13 protein-coding genes are annotated in these 17647 nt (G+C 67.1%); 10 read left to right on the top strand and 3 right to left on the bottom strand.

All coding sequences use genetic code 11. The features are described from left to right. The first annotated feature begins 304 nt into the window (after positions 1-304). The 10 genes from BGI51_RS08530 (at position 305) to BGI51_RS08490 (ending at position 14696) form a co-directional block, all read left to right on the top strand. The gene (locus tag BGI51_RS08530) at positions 305-3061 is read left to right on the top strand and encodes a bifunctional glycoside hydrolase 114/ polysaccharide deacetylase family protein (RefSeq protein ID WP_252977286.1); all 2757 of its coding nucleotides are present in this window, start codon (positions 305-307) and stop codon (positions 3059-3061) included. Beyond that, positions 3042-5423, top strand: a complete 2382-nt coding sequence (locus BGI51_RS08525; protein WP_252977241.1) for a tetratricopeptide repeat protein — start codon at positions 3042-3044, stop codon at positions 5421-5423. Before BGI51_RS08530 ends, BGI51_RS08525 begins: the two co-directional genes overlap by 20 nt. Beyond that, the gene (locus tag BGI51_RS23400) at positions 5321-6637 is read left to right on the top strand and encodes a hypothetical protein (protein ID WP_252977240.1); all 1317 of its coding nucleotides are present in this window, start codon (positions 5321-5323) and stop codon (positions 6635-6637) included. The genes BGI51_RS08525 and BGI51_RS23400 overlap by 103 nt, the downstream gene beginning before the upstream one ends. A 22-nt stretch (positions 6638-6659) precedes the next feature. Next, positions 6660-7175 (top strand): penicillin-binding protein activator LpoB, encoded by a 516-nt coding sequence (locus BGI51_RS08520; RefSeq protein WP_187980879.1) that lies wholly within the window; start codon positions 6660-6662, stop codon positions 7173-7175. Beyond that, positions 7175-8548, top strand: coding sequence for a PelD GGDEF domain-containing protein (locus BGI51_RS08515; protein WP_133860415.1), 1374 nt, complete (start codon positions 7175-7177; stop codon positions 8546-8548). The genes BGI51_RS08520 and BGI51_RS08515 overlap by 1 nt, the downstream gene beginning before the upstream one ends. Continuing rightward, the gene (locus tag BGI51_RS08510) at positions 8526-9515 is read left to right on the top strand and encodes a HEAT repeat domain-containing protein (protein WP_133860414.1); all 990 of its coding nucleotides are present in this window, start codon (positions 8526-8528) and stop codon (positions 9513-9515) included. The genes BGI51_RS08515 and BGI51_RS08510 overlap by 23 nt, the downstream gene beginning before the upstream one ends. Beyond that, on the top strand, positions 9512-11035 hold the full coding sequence (gene pelF / locus BGI51_RS08505) for a GT4 family glycosyltransferase PelF (protein ID WP_133860413.1): 1524 nt from the start codon (positions 9512-9514) through the stop codon (positions 11033-11035). Before BGI51_RS08510 ends, pelF begins: the two co-directional genes overlap by 4 nt. A gap of 1 nt (position 11036) precedes the next feature. Next, on the top strand, positions 11037-12407 hold the full coding sequence (pelG, locus tag BGI51_RS08500) for an exopolysaccharide Pel transporter PelG (protein ID WP_187980878.1): 1371 nt from the start codon (positions 11037-11039) through the stop codon (positions 12405-12407). Positions 12408-12487: 80 nt separating this feature from the next. Further along, positions 12488-13099, top strand: coding sequence for a hypothetical protein (locus tag BGI51_RS08495; RefSeq protein WP_133860411.1), 612 nt, complete (start codon positions 12488-12490; stop codon positions 13097-13099). Positions 13100-13202: 103 nt separating this feature from the next. Continuing rightward, positions 13203-14696: an aldehyde dehydrogenase gene (locus tag BGI51_RS08490; RefSeq protein WP_187980877.1), complete on the top strand. Its 1494-nt coding sequence runs from the start codon at positions 13203-13205 to the stop codon at positions 14694-14696. A gap of 42 nt (positions 14697-14738) precedes the next feature. On the opposite strand, the gene BGI51_RS08485 is transcribed toward BGI51_RS08490, so the two are convergent. From BGI51_RS08485 to BGI51_RS08475, 3 genes are all read right to left on the bottom strand, one after another. Continuing rightward, the gene (locus BGI51_RS08485; protein WP_187980876.1) at positions 14739-15791 is read right to left on the bottom strand and encodes a hypothetical protein; all 1053 of its coding nucleotides are present in this window, start codon (positions 15789-15791) and stop codon (positions 14739-14741) included. Between the two features lie 262 nt (positions 15792-16053). Further along, the gene (locus BGI51_RS08480; protein ID WP_187980875.1) at positions 16054-16659 is read right to left on the bottom strand and encodes a hypothetical protein; all 606 of its coding nucleotides are present in this window, start codon (positions 16657-16659) and stop codon (positions 16054-16056) included. A gap of 12 nt (positions 16660-16671) precedes the next feature. Further along, positions 16672-17094 (bottom strand): hypothetical protein, encoded by a 423-nt coding sequence (locus tag BGI51_RS08475; protein WP_187980874.1) that lies wholly within the window; start codon positions 17092-17094, stop codon positions 16672-16674. Positions 17095-17647 lie beyond the last annotated feature (553 nt).

The following is a 17647-nucleotide window of genomic DNA, read 5'->3' as shown; positions in this document are numbered from 1 at the left end:
TACCGCCGCGCATGACGGTAATTCCTCTGACGTTCTGCTACACCCTCCCTCTGCATCTCTGCACTATTTTCCCCGCCAAAAAAATCTGAAATCCGCTGCCTAGACGGCCTCGCCCGTCGCCGATTAATTATTTCGATACCTATTAGCCCCATAATTGCTGCCGCTCGGCCTGGCACAGGCAGTTTTTCGTCACGCTTTTGCGTAATGTAGCTAACCTGATACCGAAGTTGGGCACGTTTAAGGACTGGGTGTGGCGTCAGGCAAGGCAACAAGAGCAAGGTCCCGCTTCGGTTGGTGGCGCAGGCTGACGGTAGGGCTGCTGGGCTATCTGTCTCTCTTGGGGACGGCCCTGGCGGCGCCCGCCAGCGTGGCGTTCTGGTACGCGGAAAAACCGCCGGTAGCCGAACTCGCGCAGTTCGACTGGGTGGTGCTCGAACCCGGACATGCCAGCGCCGCCGATGTCCGCGCCCTGCACGAGGCCGGAGCCCAACCCTTCGCCTATCTGTCCATTGGCGAATTCGCCGGCGATGCGGCGGCCCTGGAAAAGGCCGGCCTCAGTGCCGGTGCCAGCCCGGTGGCCAACAAGGCCTGGGGCAGCCAGGTGATGAACCTGGCGTCGCCGGTCTGGCGAGCCCATCTGCTCGAACGCGCCGCCCAACTGGCCAAGGCCGGTTACACCGGGCTGTTCCTCGATACCCTCGACAGTTTCCAGCTGGTGGCCGAAGACCAGCGGGAAAGCCAGCGCCTGGCGCTCAAGAGCCTGCTGGCCGACCTGCACCGCCGCCAGCCGTCGCTCAAGCTGTTCTTCAATCGCGGCTTCGAGGTGCAACCCGAATTGCCCGGGGTCGCCGCCGCCATGGCGGTCGAATCCATCTATGCCGGCTGGGATGCCGCCAAGAAGACCTATCGCCCGGTCAGCGAGCAGGACCGCGCCTGGCTGAAGCCGCGAATCGAGGCGGCGCGCAGTGCCGGCATCCCCGTCATCGCCATCGAGTACCTGCCGCCGGAGCAGCGCGACGAAGCCCGGCGCCTGGCCAAGCGGCTGCGCGACGAAGGCTACGTGCCCTATATCACCACCCCCGATCTCAACACCCTGGGCATCAGTTCGGTGGCCCTGCAGCCACGCCGGCTGGCGCTGCTCTACGATGGTCGCGAAGGCGCCCTGCGCCAGTCGGCGGTGCACCGCTTCCTGGGCAGCGCCCTGGAGTACCAGGGCTATCGCCTGGACTATTTCGATGCCTCCAAGCCGCTGCCCGCGGCCTGGCCCGGCGCCCTTTATGCCGGGGTGGTGGTCTGGATGACCAGTGGCCCGCCACCCAATTCGCGGGATTTCAGCGACTGGATCGGCCAGCGCCTGGAGGAAAAGACGCCGCTGCTGATCCTCGGCGGTCTGCCGCTGGACAACGAAGCCCTGCTCAAGCGGCTGGGTCTGGGCGTCAGTCGCAAACCGCTGCCCGACAACCTGACCCTCAAGGTGGCGGACCCTGCCCTCGCCGGCAACTTCGAGGCACCGGTCAAGTTGCGGACGCGTGATCTGCCCGCCGTGCAGACGCTACCCGGCGGGCCGACACCGGTGGTCAGCCTGAGCGGTCCGGGCGGGACCTTCGTGCCCATGGGCGTGGCCTCCTGGGGCGGCTTCGCCTTCGGCCCCTATGTCATGGAAGACGGTCCCGAAGCCAGTCGCTGGATCATCGACCCCTTCGCCTTCACGGCGAAGACACTGCAACTGCCACCCCTGCCGGTACCCGATCCGACGACGGAGAACGGCCGGCGCATCGCCACCGTGCACATCGACGGCGACGCCTTCGCGTCCAAGGCGGAGATTCCGGGCGCGCCCTTTTCCGGCCAGGTGGTGCTGGAGCGGTTCATCCAGCCGCACCCCTTTCTGACCTCGGCCTCGATCATCGAAGGCGAGGTCGGCCCCAAGGGCCGCTATCCGGAGCTGACCGCGCAACTGGAGCCCATCGCCCGCCGCCTGTTCGCCGACCCCAAGGTGGAGGTGGCCACCCACACCTTCAGCCATCCGTTCTTCTGGCAACCGGCGGTCTCCGAGCAGAGCGAGAACTTCGAAGCCCAGTACGGCTACATGATGCAGATTCCCGGCTACGACAAGGTGGATTTCACCCGGGAGATCGTGGGCTCGACGCGCTATATCAATGAACGCCTGACCACCCCGCAGAAGCCGGTGAAGATGGTGTTCTGGTCCGGTGACGCCCAACCCGATGTGGCGACCCTCAAGCTCGCCTACGACAACGGCCTGCTCAACGTGAACGGCGGCAACTCGCACATCACCCGCTCGCAGCCCTCGGTGAGCGGTCTGTACCCCTTCATCCGCCCCACCCCGGGCGGTCTGCAGTTCTATGCGCCCATCATCAACGAGAACGTCTACACCAATCTCTGGCGTGGTCCCTATTACGGCTTTCGCGATCTGCTCTATACCTTCGAGCGCACCGAGCATCCCCGCCGGCTGCGCGGGCTGAATCTCTACTACCACTTCTACTCGGGCACCAAGCAGGCTTCGCTCAAGGTCATGGAAGAGATCTACCAGGGCATGGCCGCCGAGCATCCGCTGTCGCTGTGGATGAGCGACTACCTGAGTCGCCTGCGGGGCTTCTATACCGCCAGTCTGGCCCGGGAAGACGACGGCAGCTGGTCGATCAAGGCCCTCGACGGCCTGCGCACCCTGCGCCTGGATCCGCGCCTGGGCTGGCCGGATCTGCAGCGCTCGAAGGGCATCGCCGGGGTTCGCGACCTGCCGCAGGGACGCTATGTCCACCTGGCCGGCGATCAGGCGCGGCTGGTCCTGCGTGACAGCCGCGATCCCACCCCCGCTCTCGAAGAGGCCAACATCCCGCTGCAGCAATGGGACTACCTGTCGCCGACGCGGATCCGCTTCGCCTTCGCCGGGCAATTTCCGCTGGAGCTGACCCTGCGCGCGGCCTCGGCCTGTGAGGTACGGGTCGGTCGCGAGCGCTACAAGGGCCAGTCAGGACAGGCCGGACTGCTGACGTTCAAACTTCCGCTAACACAAGTGAGTGACGGTGAGATCGTCTGCAGCTAAGAAAACCCGGCTCCTGAGCGGTTGGACACTGCTGGGGGTCGCGCTCCTCACCGCGCTGGTGCTGGTGCTGACCTTTCACGGCAAGCAGGTCTTCCTGCCCGGCGAGGAGCCGGCCGACCAGGTCTCCATCAGCTACGCGCAGGTGCTGCTCAAGGCGACGCCGGACGATACCGGGCTGCGCATGAAGCTGATCGACCAGTTGATCGCCCTGGGGCGCATCGACGAGGCGCGGCGTCAGTTGCAACTGCTGCCCGAGCCCCTGGCCTCGACGCCCTTCTACGCCCTGGAAATGGACATCCTGCAGGCGGAGGCCCAGCCGCAAGGCCTGGCCGACGCCGATCGCGAACGCCTGGCGCAACGCCTGAGCGCCCTGGACGTGGCGACCCTGAGCACGCCCCAGCTGCAACGGGTGGCCGAGCGCGCCCTGCAACTGGCGGATCCGGCCACGGCGGCGCAGCGTTACGTCGAACTGGCCCGGCGTGATCCGCCGCGGCGCCAGCAGTGGCTGGAACAGGCGGCGCGCTGGAGTCTGGCCGGTGGCCGTCAGCAGGAGGCCGCGCGTCTCTATCTGCGCCTGGCCGATCTCGCCGATTCGGCCGAACAGCGCCAGGGCTACCGGCACCAGGCCTTCGATGCCTGGCTCGCCGCCGGCCAGGGCGCCGAAGCCGCCGCCCTGCTGGAGCAGGAACTGCCGCGTCTGCAAGCCGATGCCAGCGGTCTGGCCTGGCTGCAGGCCGGGGTGGCCGCCGCCCAGGGCAGCGGGCGCCTGGATCTGGCCCAGCGGCTGATCGATCGCTGGCGCGAGTGGCAACCGGACGATCCCGCCGCCCTGGAGGCCGCCTACCGACTGGCCCTGGGCCGCGGCGACACCGAACGGGCCTGGAACGAAGGTCATCAGCTGCTGGCCCTGCGCCCGGACGATGAGAAATTGCTCGCGGAACTGGCCCAGCTGGGCGAATGGACCGGGCATATGGACGAAGCCCTCGACCTCTGGTTGCGCCTGCTGGCACGCCAGGACGATCCGGCCCGCCGCGACCACGCCTGGAAGCTAGCCGCCCGGGCGTTTCGCTTCGATGCGGTGGTCGAGTTGCTGGCCGAGGCGTCGCGGCAGCGCCAGCTGGACAAGACCGAACTGGACGCGCTGATCTTCGCCTACGAGTCCCTGGGCGATCCCGCTGCCGAGGAGCGCTGGCTGCGCGACTACATTAGGCGTCAGCCCAAGCAGCGCCTGGCCTGGGAGCGGCTGCAGCAACTGCTGGCCCGTACCGAGCAGGGCGATGCCGAAGCCGCAGGCTGGGCAGCGTTCGGCAAGAAATTCCCGCTGACCAACGCCGAGTATCTGAGCTGGGCCGGCACCCTCTGGGAGTTGTTCAAGCCCGAAGAGGCCTGGAAGGTGCTCGAGGGCATGCCGGCCAAGCAGCGGCAGGGCGACGACTACTGGCGCCTGCGGGCGGAGCTGGCCTGGGAACTGGAGCGCGACGGCGAGGCCCAGCTGGCCTTCGAACGCCTGGCCGCGAGCGACAAGGGCCTGGCCGCCAACGACGAGGACCGGCTGCTGGCGATCTATCTGCGCACGGCGCCGCGCAAGGCCCTGGCCCTGCTGGAAAAGAGCTGGGAAAAGAGCAAGAGCCAGAAGCGCCTGACCGACGCCCTGCAATGGGCCGAGCAACTCAAGGACACGGCGGCGCTGGAGCGGCTGCTGGCCAGTGCCGCGCGCGAGCCGGCCTCGGCCGACAATCCCGCCGTCTGGCTGGCGCGGTCGGGGCTGGACTTCCAGCGTGGTCGCGTCGTCCAGGCCGAAGAAGGCTATCGAAAGGCCTTGCAGCGCTTCCCGGACGACGACCGCTTCCGCGAGCGGCTGCTGTGGCTGCTCATCGACCAGAATCGCCAGACCGAGCTGGCGACGCTGCTGCGCGACTGGAAGGGCCGGGCCCGCGACAGCGACGTGCTCTGGCTACCCTTCGGCAGCGGCCTGGTGCTGCTGGGCCAGGCGGAAGAGGCGCTCGGCTGGTATCGCCGCTACCTGGACGCCCACCCCCAGGACTGGCTGGTGCAGGCCGCCTACGCCGATGCCCTGGACGCCGCCGGTCACCAGGACGCGGCGCTGCGACTGCGCAAGGCCGTCACGCCGCACCTGGCCAACGACGAGGTGCCGGCCACCCCGAGCGCTATGCCACCTACCTGCGGCTGCTCTCCAGCCTGCGCGGCCCCCAGGCGGCGCTGGCCCAGGCGCGCGCCTGGCAGGATGGCTCGCCGAGCATGCTGCAACTCTGGTTCGACCAGTGGCTCGACGCGCTCAGCCAGAACAACGACGACGGCCTCAAGAGTGAATGGCTGGCCTGGGCCAAGAGTCGTGGCCTGAAGGTGCGCCAGTACGAGCAGTTGCAGGAGGTCCTGCGCCGGCAGAATCGTGGCGAGCTGGAGAAGCTGCTGGCGGCCGGCGATCTGGATCCGGCGCAGCGCGTCGAGGTGCTGCAGCGCCTCGGCCATGCCGGCGACGCCCAGGCCGCGGCCCTGACGGCGGCCAGCGACGAGCCACCGGAGGTCATCCAGCGGCAGCTGCTGCGCCAGGCCACCGAACAGGCCGAGCGCACGCCCAATGGCGTCCAGGCCGGCTGGGAGCGCCGCGACTATGGCGGCCTGATTGAACAGGGCAGCGAGGTACGCGCCGCCCGGCGACTCAGCGATGACGTCTATGTCGATGTCCAGCTCAAGCAGAATCGCGTGGAGAGCAGCGGCCTCAAGTCCGACGCCCTGGGCAACGAACACCAGATGCTGCTCAAGGTGCTGAAGAACCTGGCCGACGGCGGTCTGGAAACCACCGTCGACGCCAGCCAGCGGTCGGACAGCAATCGCCTGGGCCTGGGCGTCGCCCGCACCTGGCGCATCGATGGCAACACCGAGATCGAAGCGGCCCTGGACTGGCACCGGCAACCCGACGAGAGCGGCTATCTGCGCGCCCTGGGCCGCCGCGACAGCGTCAGCCTGGCCGGTCGCCACAACCTCACGCCACGCGACCAGCTGAGCTGGCGGGCGGCGCACAATCGCTATTCCAGTCGGGACGGCGATGCCCTGGGCAGCGGCTTCGCCTTCAACCTGGAGCTGAGCCACATGATCTTCTTCGAAGGTCCCACCTGGCAGGTGCGCAGCGGCATCACCTACCAGCAGAACAGTGCGCGCAGCACCCTGCCCGCCAGCGTCACCCGCTACCTGCAGCCGCTGGCCGGCAGTGGCGAGAACGGCGAGGTCACCGTGGCCGACCTGGAGGCCCTGGGCGGCACCCAGCTGTTGCAGGATCGCTATGGCCAGCTCTATGTCGGCAGCAGCTGGCGCCGCGGCATTCCCGGTTCGCTCAACCGTACCCACCCCCAGTACAGCTGGCTGGTGGACACCCTGGTCGGCTGGCAGTGGACCGAGCGCGAATTCAACTACGGTTTGAATGTCGGCCTGGGCATGGTAGTGCTCGGCGACGACGAACTGGCGTTCACCGCCGGCTACCAGTCCGCGCCCCAGGGCAGCGGCGGTCAGGCCGGCAGCACCCTGGGCATTCAATACAGCAATCGAATCGGTCGCTAGGCCGCTTCAAGGGAGAGACCTCATGAACATCACGCGTCTGCTCGTCGCCAGTGTCGCCACCGTGCTCCTGGCCGGCTGCTCGAGCTTTACCCGTCCCAGCGGCGAGGCCCTGCCCAAGGATGTGCGCTGGGGCCTGGTGCCCCTGGCCAACTATGCCCAGGCGCCCATGGCCGGCGACCGCGCCGCGCAGATCCTGGTCAGCGTGCTCGGCGAGCGCGGCATCCGCCCGCAGGTCTACGACGACAGCCAGGGCGGCAATCCCAGCGACGACGAGAAGGCCCGCCAGCGCGCGGCCCTGGACTGGGCGCGGCAGCAGAATCTGCAATACGTGCTCACCGGCAGCGTCGACGAGTGGCAGTACAAGAACGGCCTGGACGGCGAACCGGCGGTGGGCGTGACCCTGCAGGTGATCGAGCCGGCCAGCGGTCGGGTGGTCTGGAGCAACAGCGGCGCCCGCTCCGGCTGGTCCCGCGAGAGCCTGGCAGCCACCGCGCAGAAGGTCCTGCGCGGCACTGCGCAAGAGCTGCAGTTGCGCTGATGGCCCTGCAATCCGTCCACAAGGACTACACTCTGGCGCCCCGCGCCAGTGGCCGCCTGTCCTGGCTGGAAACCCTGCTGGTCACGGCGGCCGCCCTGGGACTGGGATTCTGGCTGGTGCCGGAAGACCCGCTGATGGTCGGCCTGGCCTTTCCCTGGGTGGTCTTCGCGCCCATCCTGATGGGCGTGCGCTATGGCTTCATGCGCGGCCTGGTGAGCGCCAGCCTGCTGGTGGTGGCGCTGCTCTATCTGCACCGCCAGGGCTATCCGGCCTACGAGGAGATCCCGCCGTCCTTTATCGTCGGCGTGCTGCTCAGCGCCATGCTGGTGGGTGAATTCCGCGACCTCTGGAATCGCCGCCTGGAACGTCTGGACCTGGCCAACGACTATCGCCAGCTGCGCCTGGACGAATTCACCCGCGCCCACCACCTCCTGCGCATCTCCCACGACCGTCTGGAACAGCGCGTCGCCGGCAACGACCTCAGCCTGCGCAGCTCCCTGCTGGACCTGCGCCGCCAGCTGCGCGAGGTGCCCCGCGAGCAGGACGCCCTGCAGGCCCTGGCCGAACCCATCGTCGGCCTGCTGACCCAGTACGGCTCGCTGCGGGTGGCGGGGCTGTACCGGGTCGACGGCAATGGCCGGGTGGATCGTCGCGCCCTCGCCAGCCAGGGCGAGATGCCCGGCATCGATCCCGATGACCTGCTGGTGCGCCTGACCCTGGAGCGCGGCGAGACCCTGAGCATCCGCCAGGCGCTGCTGGAGCGCGGCGAGACCCAGCATTCGGCATTGCAGGCCTGCGTGCCCCTGCTGGACACCGAGGAGCGGCTGCTGGCGGTGCTGGCCATCGAACAGATGCCGTTCTTTTCCTTCAACGAACGCACCCTTAATCTGCTCACCATCCTCGCCGGCCACATCGCCGACCTGCTCGGCAGCGATCACCAGGCGCTGGCCCTGGCCGACGACGACGCCCAACAATTCTCCCAGCATCTCAAGCGTTCGCTGCGCGATGCCCAGCAGCACGCCCTGCCCGCCTGTCTGTTCTGCTTCGAGATGACCGAGGCCGACGGTGGCGAGCGCGCCCTGGCACTGCTGGAGGGCAGTCGCCGCGGCCTCGACCTGCAACTGCGCCTGACCAACCAGGCGGGCCACCCCTGCCTGCTGGTGCTCCTGCCGCTGACCTCTTCCGATGGCCTGGAAGGCTATCGCCGCCGGCTGCGCCAGCTGCTGGCCGAGCGCCATGGCCAGGACAGCACCCTGGAAAGCCTGGGCGTGCGCAGCCATGAACATGAGCTGCTGCCCAAGACCCGCGCCCAGGAGTTGCGCGTCTTCCTGTTCAACGAGTGTGGCCTGCATGAACAGCAAGTGGCTGTTTAGCGGCGCCTTCGCCTTCGAGGCCAGCAGCTGGGCGCTGCTGTTCGCCAACCTGCCGGTGGCGGCGGCGGCCCTGGCCTTCGTCACCGCCCATGCCGCCGGCAGTGCCCTGCTGGCGGGTGGCGTCTGGCTGTTGCTGCCCAGGCGCTATCAGCGCCCGCTGCCCTGGAGTCCGCTGTTTCTCTTTGCCCTGGCCTTCTTCATTCCGCTGGTGGGCGCGGCCGGGGTAATCGCCGCGGTCTTTCCGGCGCTCTATCTGCCGCGCAAGCGCCGCGAGATCGCCTGGGAAGCGCGCAGCGTGCCCAATCTGCCGTTCCGCCCGCTGGAGCGTCGCGAGGAGATGCTGTTCAGCGATGGCGGCCTGCAGGACGTGCTGCGCCATGCACCCAGTACCGACAAGCGCCTGACCGCCCTCTTCGCCACCCGCCGCATGCCCGGGCGCGACGCCATTCCCATCCTCAAGCTGGCCCTGCGCGATCCGGCCGACGACGTACGCCTGCTCGCCTATTCGATGCTCGACCAGCAGGAAAGCCAGATCAACCAGCGCATCGAGACCCAGCTCGGCGAACTGGCCAGCACCCCTGCGGAACGCCAGCCGGCGCTGCACGGCACCCTGGCCCGCGGCTACTGGGAGCTGGCCTATCTGGGCCTGGCCCAGGGCAGCGTCCTGCGCCACGTGCTCGGCCAGGCGCGGGAACATATCGAACTGGCCCTGGCCGGTGAAGAAAACGAAGAGCTGCGCATCCTCGCCGGGCGCATTGCCCTGGAACAGGGCGAGCCCGAGCGCGCCCTGGAATTCTTCCAGGCCGCCGAGGCGGCGGGCGTGCCCCTGGCCCAGCTGGCGCCCTTCCGCGCCGAAATCGCCTTTCTGCGCCGCGATTACGCGGTCATCCCGGCGCTGCTCGACAGCCTGCCGGCGGATCTGAAGAAGCGGCCGCCGTTCGCCGCCCTGGTGAAGTACTGGTTATGAAAGACGCCCCCGCCGCGACCGTGACGCCCGATGTCTGCCTGCTCCTGGAGGGCACCTGGCCGTATGTGCGCGGCGGGGTGTCGAGCTGGGTCAACCAGCTGATCCTCGGCCTGCCGGAGCTGACCTTCTCGGTATTCTTCATCGGCGGTCAGCGCGAGAACTACGAGAAGCGCCACTACGCCATCCCGCCCAACGTGGTGCACATCGAGGAGCACTTCCTCGCCGGCTCCTGGGTGCCCAAGGGCGCGCCCATCAGTCCGCGGCGCCAGGCGCCGGTGCAGCTGCTGCGCGATCTGCACGCCTTCCTGCACCACCCCGACGAGCCCAGCGCCGCCCAGGGCGATGCCCTGGTGGACGCCTTCGCCCAGGGCAGCGTGACCCTGGACGACTTCATGTACAGCCGCGCCAGCTGGGAAGCCATCACCGAGGGCTACGAGCGCTATTGCACCGACCCGTCCTTCGTCGACTACCTCTGGACCCTGCGCGCCATGCAGGCGCCGCTGCTGATGCTGGCCGAGGCCGCGCGCCGGCTACCGCGACCGCGGATGATCCATTCCATCTCCACCGGCTATGCCGGCATGCTCGGCGCCATCCTGCAGCGGCGCTGGGGCTGCAACTTCCTGCTCAGCGAGCACGGCATCTACACCAAGGAGCGCAAGATCGACCTGGCCCAGGCCAAGTGGATCGCCGAAGGCCCGGACGAGGCCCTGCGCACCGGGCTGGACGTGGACGTCAGCTATATTCGCCGGCTGTGGATCCGCTTCTTCGAGCGCATCGGTCTGCTCACCTACAAGGCCGCCGATCCGATCATCTCGCTCTATGACGGCAACCGCCGCCGGCAGATCCAGGACGGCGCAGATCCCGCACGCTGCCGGGTGATCCCCAACGGCATCAGCCTCACCCAGTGGCAGGACGCCCTGGAGCGTCGCCCCGAGGGCGTGCCGCCGGTGGTCGGGCTGCTCGGCCGGGTGGTGCCGATCAAGGACGTCAAGACCTTCATCCGCGCCATGCGCGGGGTGATCAGCGCCATGCCCGAGGCCGAGGCCTGGGTGGTCGGTCCGGAAGACGAAGACGAGGAATACGCCGCCGAATGCCACAGCCTGGTCACCAGCCTGGGCCTGGAGGGCAAGGTGAAATTCCTCGGTTTCCAGAAGATCGGCGACATCCTGCCCAAGCTCGGCCTCATGGTGCTGACCTCCATCAGCGAGGCCCAGCCGCTGGTGATCCTCGAAGGCTGGGCCGCCGGCGTGCCGGTGGTGAGCAGCGACGTCGGCTCCTGCCGCGAGCTGATCGAGGGCTCCATCCCCGAGGACCGCGCCCTGGGTACCGGTGGCAGCGTGGTCGCCATCGCCGATCCCCAGGCCACCGCCCGCGCCATCCTCGCCCTGCTGCGCAATCCCGGTCGCTGGCAGGCTGCGCAGCGCACCGGGCTGGCCCGGGTCAATCGCTACTACACCGAGCCGCTGATGCTAGAACGCTATCGCGAGCTCTACCAGGACGCCATCGGGAGGAGCCTCTGACATGGCCGGTATCGGCTTCGAACTGCGCAAGATCCTCGCGCGCGACTCCTACACCGCCACCCTGCGCGCCTATGTCTACGCCGGCCTGATCAGTTCGGGGCCCTGGGTGCTGTCGATCATCAGCGTCATGCTGATCGGCGTGCTGGCCACCGGCATCGTCACCCCCAACGTGCTGATCCGGCAATTCCTGGTCACGGTGACCTACCTCATGGCCAGCTCGCTGATCCTCACCGGCGGTCTGCAGCTGTATTTCACCCGCTTCGTCTCGGACCGGCTGTTCGAGGAGAAGCAGACGAGCATCCTGCCCAATCTGGTGGGCATCCTGCTGCTGGTGACCCTGGTCGCCGGGGGCCTGGGCTTCGTGCTGCTGGCCACCCTGTTCGACCAGCCCTTCGCCTACCGGCTGCTGGTGCTGGCCAACTTCGTCACCCTCTGCGACCTCTGGCTGGTGATCATCTTCCTGTCGGGGATGAAGGCCTACAACCGCATCCTGGTGGTGATGACCCTGGGCTACGCCATCATGATCGCCGCCGCCTTCATGCTGCGCTTTCTCGGCATGAACGGCCTGCTGATGGCGCTGCTGCTGGGCCACGCCGCGCTGCTGTTCATGTTTCTCTACGACATCATCCGCGAGTACCCGGCCGATCGCCTGGTGGCCTTCGACTTCCTCGACCGCAAGCAGATCTTCCTCAGCCTGCTGGTCACCGGGCTGTTCTACAACCTGGGCATCTGGGTCGACAAATTCGTCTTCTGGTTCAATCCGCTGACCTCCGACGCCGTCATCGGTCCCCTGCGCGCCTCCATCCTCTACGACCTGCCGATCTTTCTCGCCTACCTCGCCATCATCCCCGGCATGGCGGTGTTCCTGGTGCGCATCGAGACCGACTTCGCCGAATGGTACGAGCGGGTGTTCAACGCCGTGCGCGGCGGCGAGACCCTGCAGCACATCAGCCAGCTCAAGGAACAGATGATCCTGGCCATCCGCCAGGGCCTGCTGGAGATCTGCAAGGTCCAGGGCCTGACCCTGGTGCTGGTGTTCCTGCTGGCGCCGCAGCTGCTGGCCTGGCTTGGCATGTCGCACTACTACCTGCCGCTGTTCTACATCGACGTGGTGGGCGTGAGCATCCAGGTGGTGTTCATGGCCCTGCTCAACGTCTTCTTCTACCTGGACCGGCGCGACACCGTGCTGATGCTCTGCACCCTGTTTCTCGGCCTCAACCTGGCGCTGACCCTGCTCAGCATCGAGCTGGGTCCGAGTTTCTTCGGCTACGGCTTCACCGTCTCCCTGGCCTGCTGCGTGCTGCTGGGTCTGCACCGCCTGGACCGGGTGCTGGACGACCTGGAATACGACACCTTCATGCTCCGGCACTGACGGCCGCCGGCACCGGACGAACGGTGTGACCCGCCCACCCGGGAGGCGTCCAACACAGCTCACCCCTGCAGGACCCTGCCATGAATACCGCCGCCTTGCGCCTCGTGATCCAGACCACCCAGGTGCGCGCTCGGGACAGTGGCGAGGCCAGCCGTACCTTTGCCGACCAGGCGGCGCGTACGACCAGCGCCGATGCCACCCGCGGCGCGGCCCTGGAGCGCTTCGCCAGCGCCTATGTCGACAAGGTGCCCGATGCCCTCGAAGCCCTGCTGCTGCAGGCGCGGGCGGTGGCCTTCGAGGCGCCCCTGGCCGGGGTGCTCGAGCGCGCCCTGGCCGGTTTCGCCCCGGCGGCACTGGCCCAGGCGCCTTCCGCCAGCCTGGCGCTGCTGGCCGCGGCCTATCGTCTCCATCGTCTGCTTGAAGGCCTCCAGCAGCGCCTGGCCGCCTGGTGGGGCGCCACTGGCGAATCGACGGCGCCCAGCCTGGGCAATCTCATCGCCCACCAGGTGCTGGGGCAGCTCACCGTGGCGGCCCTGGAAGACGCTGTGGAAGGCTGGCTCGATGACCTGGACGCCAGCGTCGAGGCGCCGTTCACCCAGCAGTGCTTCCAGCCCCGGCAACGGCGCGGCGCCCTGGCCACGGCCCGCCCGGCCCTGACCTTGAGTCGCCAACGCCAGCGCAGCGTTCGATAAAACGCACGTTTCGGCGCCCTCGGCGGCTAACTGTCAAATATATTGATAACCCTTCCGGGCCGGTTTAGGGTGGCTGCTCACCGCCATTAGCGAGGAGTCACCCATGAGCTTGCCCAGCCGCGCCGAGTGGGAGCAGCGCTTCCAAGGTCTCACCCTGGAAGGTCGCGCCTTCATCGACGGCGCCTATGTCGACGCCGCCGCCGGCGCCACCTTCGATTGCCTGAGTCCGGTGGACGGACGCTTCCTCGCCAAGGTCGCCAGCTGTGACGCCGCCGACGCCGACCTGGCCGTCGCCGCCGCCCGCGCCGCCTTCCAGAAGGGCACCTGGGCGCACCTGGCGCCGGCCCAGCGCAAGCGCGTGCTGATCCGCTTCGCCGACCTGCTGCTGGCCAACGCCGAAGAGCTGGCGCTGCTGGAAACCCTGGACATGGGCAAGCCCATCGGCGACTCCCTCAGGATCGACGTACCGGCATCGGCCAATGCCATCCGCTGGAGCGCCGAGGCCATCGACAAGCTCTACGACGAGGTCGCCCCCACGCCCCATGACCAGCTCGGCCTGGTCACCCGCGAGCCGGTTGGCGTGGTCGCCGCCGTGGTGCCCTGGAATTTCCCGCTGATGATGGCCTGCTGGAAACTCGGCCCGGCGCTGGCCACCGGTAACTCGGTGGTGCTCAAGCCCTCGGAGAAGTCGCCGCTGACCGCCATCCGCGTCGCCCAGCTGGCCCAGCAGGCGGGCATCCCCGCCGGCGTGTTCAACGTGCTGCCGGGCTACGGCCATGAGGTCGGCAAGGCCCTGGGCCTGCACCCGGACGTCGACACCATCGTCTTCACCGGCTCCACCCGGGTCGCCAAGCAGCTGCTGGCCTATTCCGGCGAATCCAACATGAAGCGCGTCTGGCTGGAAGCCGGCGGCAAGAGCCCCAACATCGTCTTCGCCGATGCCCCCGACCTCAAGGACGCCGCCGCGGCGGCCGCCAGCGGCATCGCCTTCAACCAGGGCGAGGTCTGCACCGCCGGTTCGCGCCTGCTGGTGGAGCGCTCCATCAAGGAGGAATTCCTGCCGCTGGTGGTCGAGGCCCTCAAGGGCTGGAAGCCCGGCCATGCGCTGGACCCCGAGACCAACGTCGGCGCCCTGGTGGACACCACCCAGCTGGAGACCGTGCTGCGCTACATCGAGGCCGGCCATGCCGAAGGCGCCACCCTGGTGGCCGGTGGCAAGCGCACCCTGGAAGAGACCGGCGGGGTCTATGTCGAGCCGACCATCTTCGACGGCGTGAGCAACGCCATGAAGATCGCTCGCGAAGAGATCTTCGGCCCGGTGCTTTCGGTGATCACCTTCGACACCGCCGAAGAAGCCGTGCAGATCGCCAACGACACCCAATACGGCCTGGCCGCCGCGGTCTGGACCCGCGACATCTCCAAGGCCCACAAGACCGCCCGCGCCCTGCGCGCCGGCAGCGTCTGGGTCAACCAGTACGACGGCGGCGACATGACCGCGCCCTTCGGCGGCTTCAAGCAGTCCGGCAACGGTCGCGACAAGTCCCTGCACGCCTTCGACAAGTACACCGAGCTCAAGGCCACCTGGATCAAGCTGTAAGCCCCATCAGGCTGATCCCGGCCGGGATCAGCCTGCGACCCTTCAGCGCTGCTGGATCGTCGCCTGGTTACCGAAGCCGCTCTGCGTGATGCGCGCCGTGGAACCGATCTGGTCGATCACAGCCGAATGGGCGTCGCCGGTCTGGCTGATCATGGCACTGGCGCCGCTGAAGCTGTCCGGCACCGTGTCCTGGGTGATGGACGCCAGGTTGCCATTGCCCTGCTGCTGGATCTCCGCCTCCACCCGCACGCCGCTCTGGACGAAGCTCGCCTGGTTGGCATCGCCCGCGCTGGTGCCGGTGATCCGGGCTTCCAACCCGGTCTGGGTGGCGCTCAGCTCGTTGTCGTTACCCTGCTGGCTAAAGGTGATGTCGCTGAAGCCGGCACGCTGCGACAGCGTCGCCTGGTTCGCATTGCCCGTCTGCGTCAGCGCCAGGGCACTGCGATAACGACTGGTCAGCTGATCCGCCTGCACACTGTTGTCAGCGCCTTGCTGGCGCAAGGTGGCGCTGCCGCCGGCGAAGGACACGTTCTGCGTCAGCTGCACGGCGTTACCGTTGCCGGTCTGCACCACCTCGGCCACCCCACCGCTGCGCTGCTCCACCGTCAGCCGGTTGCCATCGCCGGTAGTGGTCGCCCGCAGGTCGTTGCCGCCGAAACCCGCCTGGCGCACGCTATGGACGTTGAGATCGCCCGCCTGGTGCAGATAGGCGGAAGCCGCATTGCCGCGCTGCTCCAGCTCCAGGCTGTTGCCCGCGCCGCCGCCGATCTGGGTGAGGTCGGCGAAGTGGTTGCCGTTTTCCAGCTGGGTCACGGCGATCTGCTGATTACTGCCTTGCTGGACGATCTGCAGGCCGTTGCCGCTGGACGTCTGCTCGATCCGCGCCTGGGCACCGAAGGCCTGGCGCTGTTCCAGCGTCGTGCGATTGCCGTCGCCGCGCTGCAGTTGCTCGACGGTGTTGGCGCGCCCGTCGCTCTGATTCAGGGTGGCCTGGTTGTCATTGCCGGCCTGGGTCAGGCTGATGCTCTGCTCGACGGCGAAGGCCGGCGCAGCGAGGCCGGCGAGCAGGGCCGCCAGCAAGGTAGGGGTCTTCATGACGGTCTTCCGCTCCAGTGGCAGCTACCGGGGGCAGGACGACTAGCCGCGAACCCGGCCAGATGCCGGAATCGACCGTACTGCAAGGGAGGCGCCGCCCACGAGCGGCCCGTGCTGAGTGTGGTCAGCCAGGCAACCTCCGCCATCCATCCAAAGAGCGGTTTCGACGAGCGTAGGCAGCCGCCTGCCTGAGCGTTCGGCCGTGCGCCCCTTCCACAGCCAGTGCCGGGTCGCCATGACCCGGCACTGGCGCGGGCCGGATCTAGCGATAGACGTGGTAGGTGGCGTATCTGCTCACCTCCACGCTGCCGCTCCAGCTGCTGACCACCCGCTTGGAATCCCAGTCGTACCAATGCATCCCGGGTGGGTTGGAGATGCCTCGTGAACAGCTGCCGGTCCGTACCCAGGCACCGCGGAACTTGCCGCTCTTCCAGCGCCGTTCCACCACCTGGATGGGTTGCGCCCGATAGCCCGGTTCTATCCTCACGCCCCAGGTGAAGGCGGTACTCATCGAGCGATCCTGCTTGTAGCTGCCATCGACGCCGAGGATGCTCAGGTACTTGCCGATGAAGGGCAGCTTTTCCCCGTTGAGCTTGACCCCCACCGACCAGCCGTAGCTGGAGGTCTTGGTCTCGCCCCAGGTATAGGTACAGTCGATGGTCCCGGTGCTCGAGCAGCGGAAGATCGGTCCACGCCAGATCCAGTCCTCCCAGGTCTTGGCGGCCTGCTGGGTGGAAAAGGCCCGGGAACCGTCACCCAGGATGACGGGCTCGGTGTGGTCGGTGAAACACTCGCCCGCCTGCACCAGACCGGTCGAAAGAATGAAGCCGAGCGCCCCGACCAGGGTGGATTTCACGAAGGTGTTCATGGCTTTGGTCCCTCAAAGTCCGAAGACGTTTTCGATGGTGTTGCTCGCCTGGTCCTGCTTGTTGCTCTGGGCCTTGCTTGCGGACAGGGCATCGGCGCGCGCGGGCCGATCGACGGGGGTTATCAGCAGGCCAGTGTCCTTCTCCGGCTTCTTCACCATCAGGGCATCCGCCTCGACGGTCATGCCCAGCGCCAGGGCCGCGTTCTCACTGGCGAGGTGCTGACCGGGCTGATTGTCGAAGATCACGCGCTTGCCTTGATCGAGGGCGTTGTTGATCTCCTTCTTGACGTTGCCGTCGACCTGCACATTGGGCCCGACCACCAGATAGTCGTATTCACCACCCGTGACGATCTTGGTGTCTTCCGCCTTCAATCTATTGAGGACGAATCCGGTATTGCCCAGCACCTTGAGCCGCAAGTAAGGACCCGTACTCAAAGACTCTGCTGCCTGGGCGGTAGTACCCAACAGCGTTGCTAACATTAGCGTGGCCACAGGTTTAAAGTTCATGTCGAACGCTCCTATTACGACAGTCATGTCACAACTGAAAGTCCTATTGAAATACCGAAAGCCCCCGCGAAACGCTCAACCACGCGGCCCCGGCAGCTTGCGCGGACAGCAGGAAGCCGTTTACCGAAGTCAGCTCCGATAATTGTTCCCCTGACAGTGCTCAGGTAATCATACAACCGCTAACAGCAACGACCTTGATAGCTAAATGCCCGCCTTTAGCCCGCGGGCAAATTCGCTAGCCGTCCAGAAAAAGCCTAGCCAAAGTTTCTTTAAACAAATAGCAACGATTGGCGATCCAGCGAAAGAGATCAGCCAAAAGTAGCAGGCTGTTGTTTTAATCTTTTTATATAGGCATATAAAAAGCGACCTTACCTTTAATTAGAGCCAGTGATCGTCAAAGAGTGGTCAATCTTGTTTGTGTAAAACCAGATAAATAACGCGACTGCCAAAACATCGACAGCCGTCGCCGGCCCGAGGCGAC

The organism is Pseudomonas oryzihabitans, from assembly GCF_014522265.1.
In the GTDB taxonomy this organism is placed as follows: Bacteria; Pseudomonadota; Gammaproteobacteria; order Pseudomonadales; family Pseudomonadaceae; genus Chryseomonas; species Chryseomonas aestiva.
Note: the sequence above shows the minus strand (reverse complement) of the source record. Positions and strands in the feature narration are given on the sequence as shown.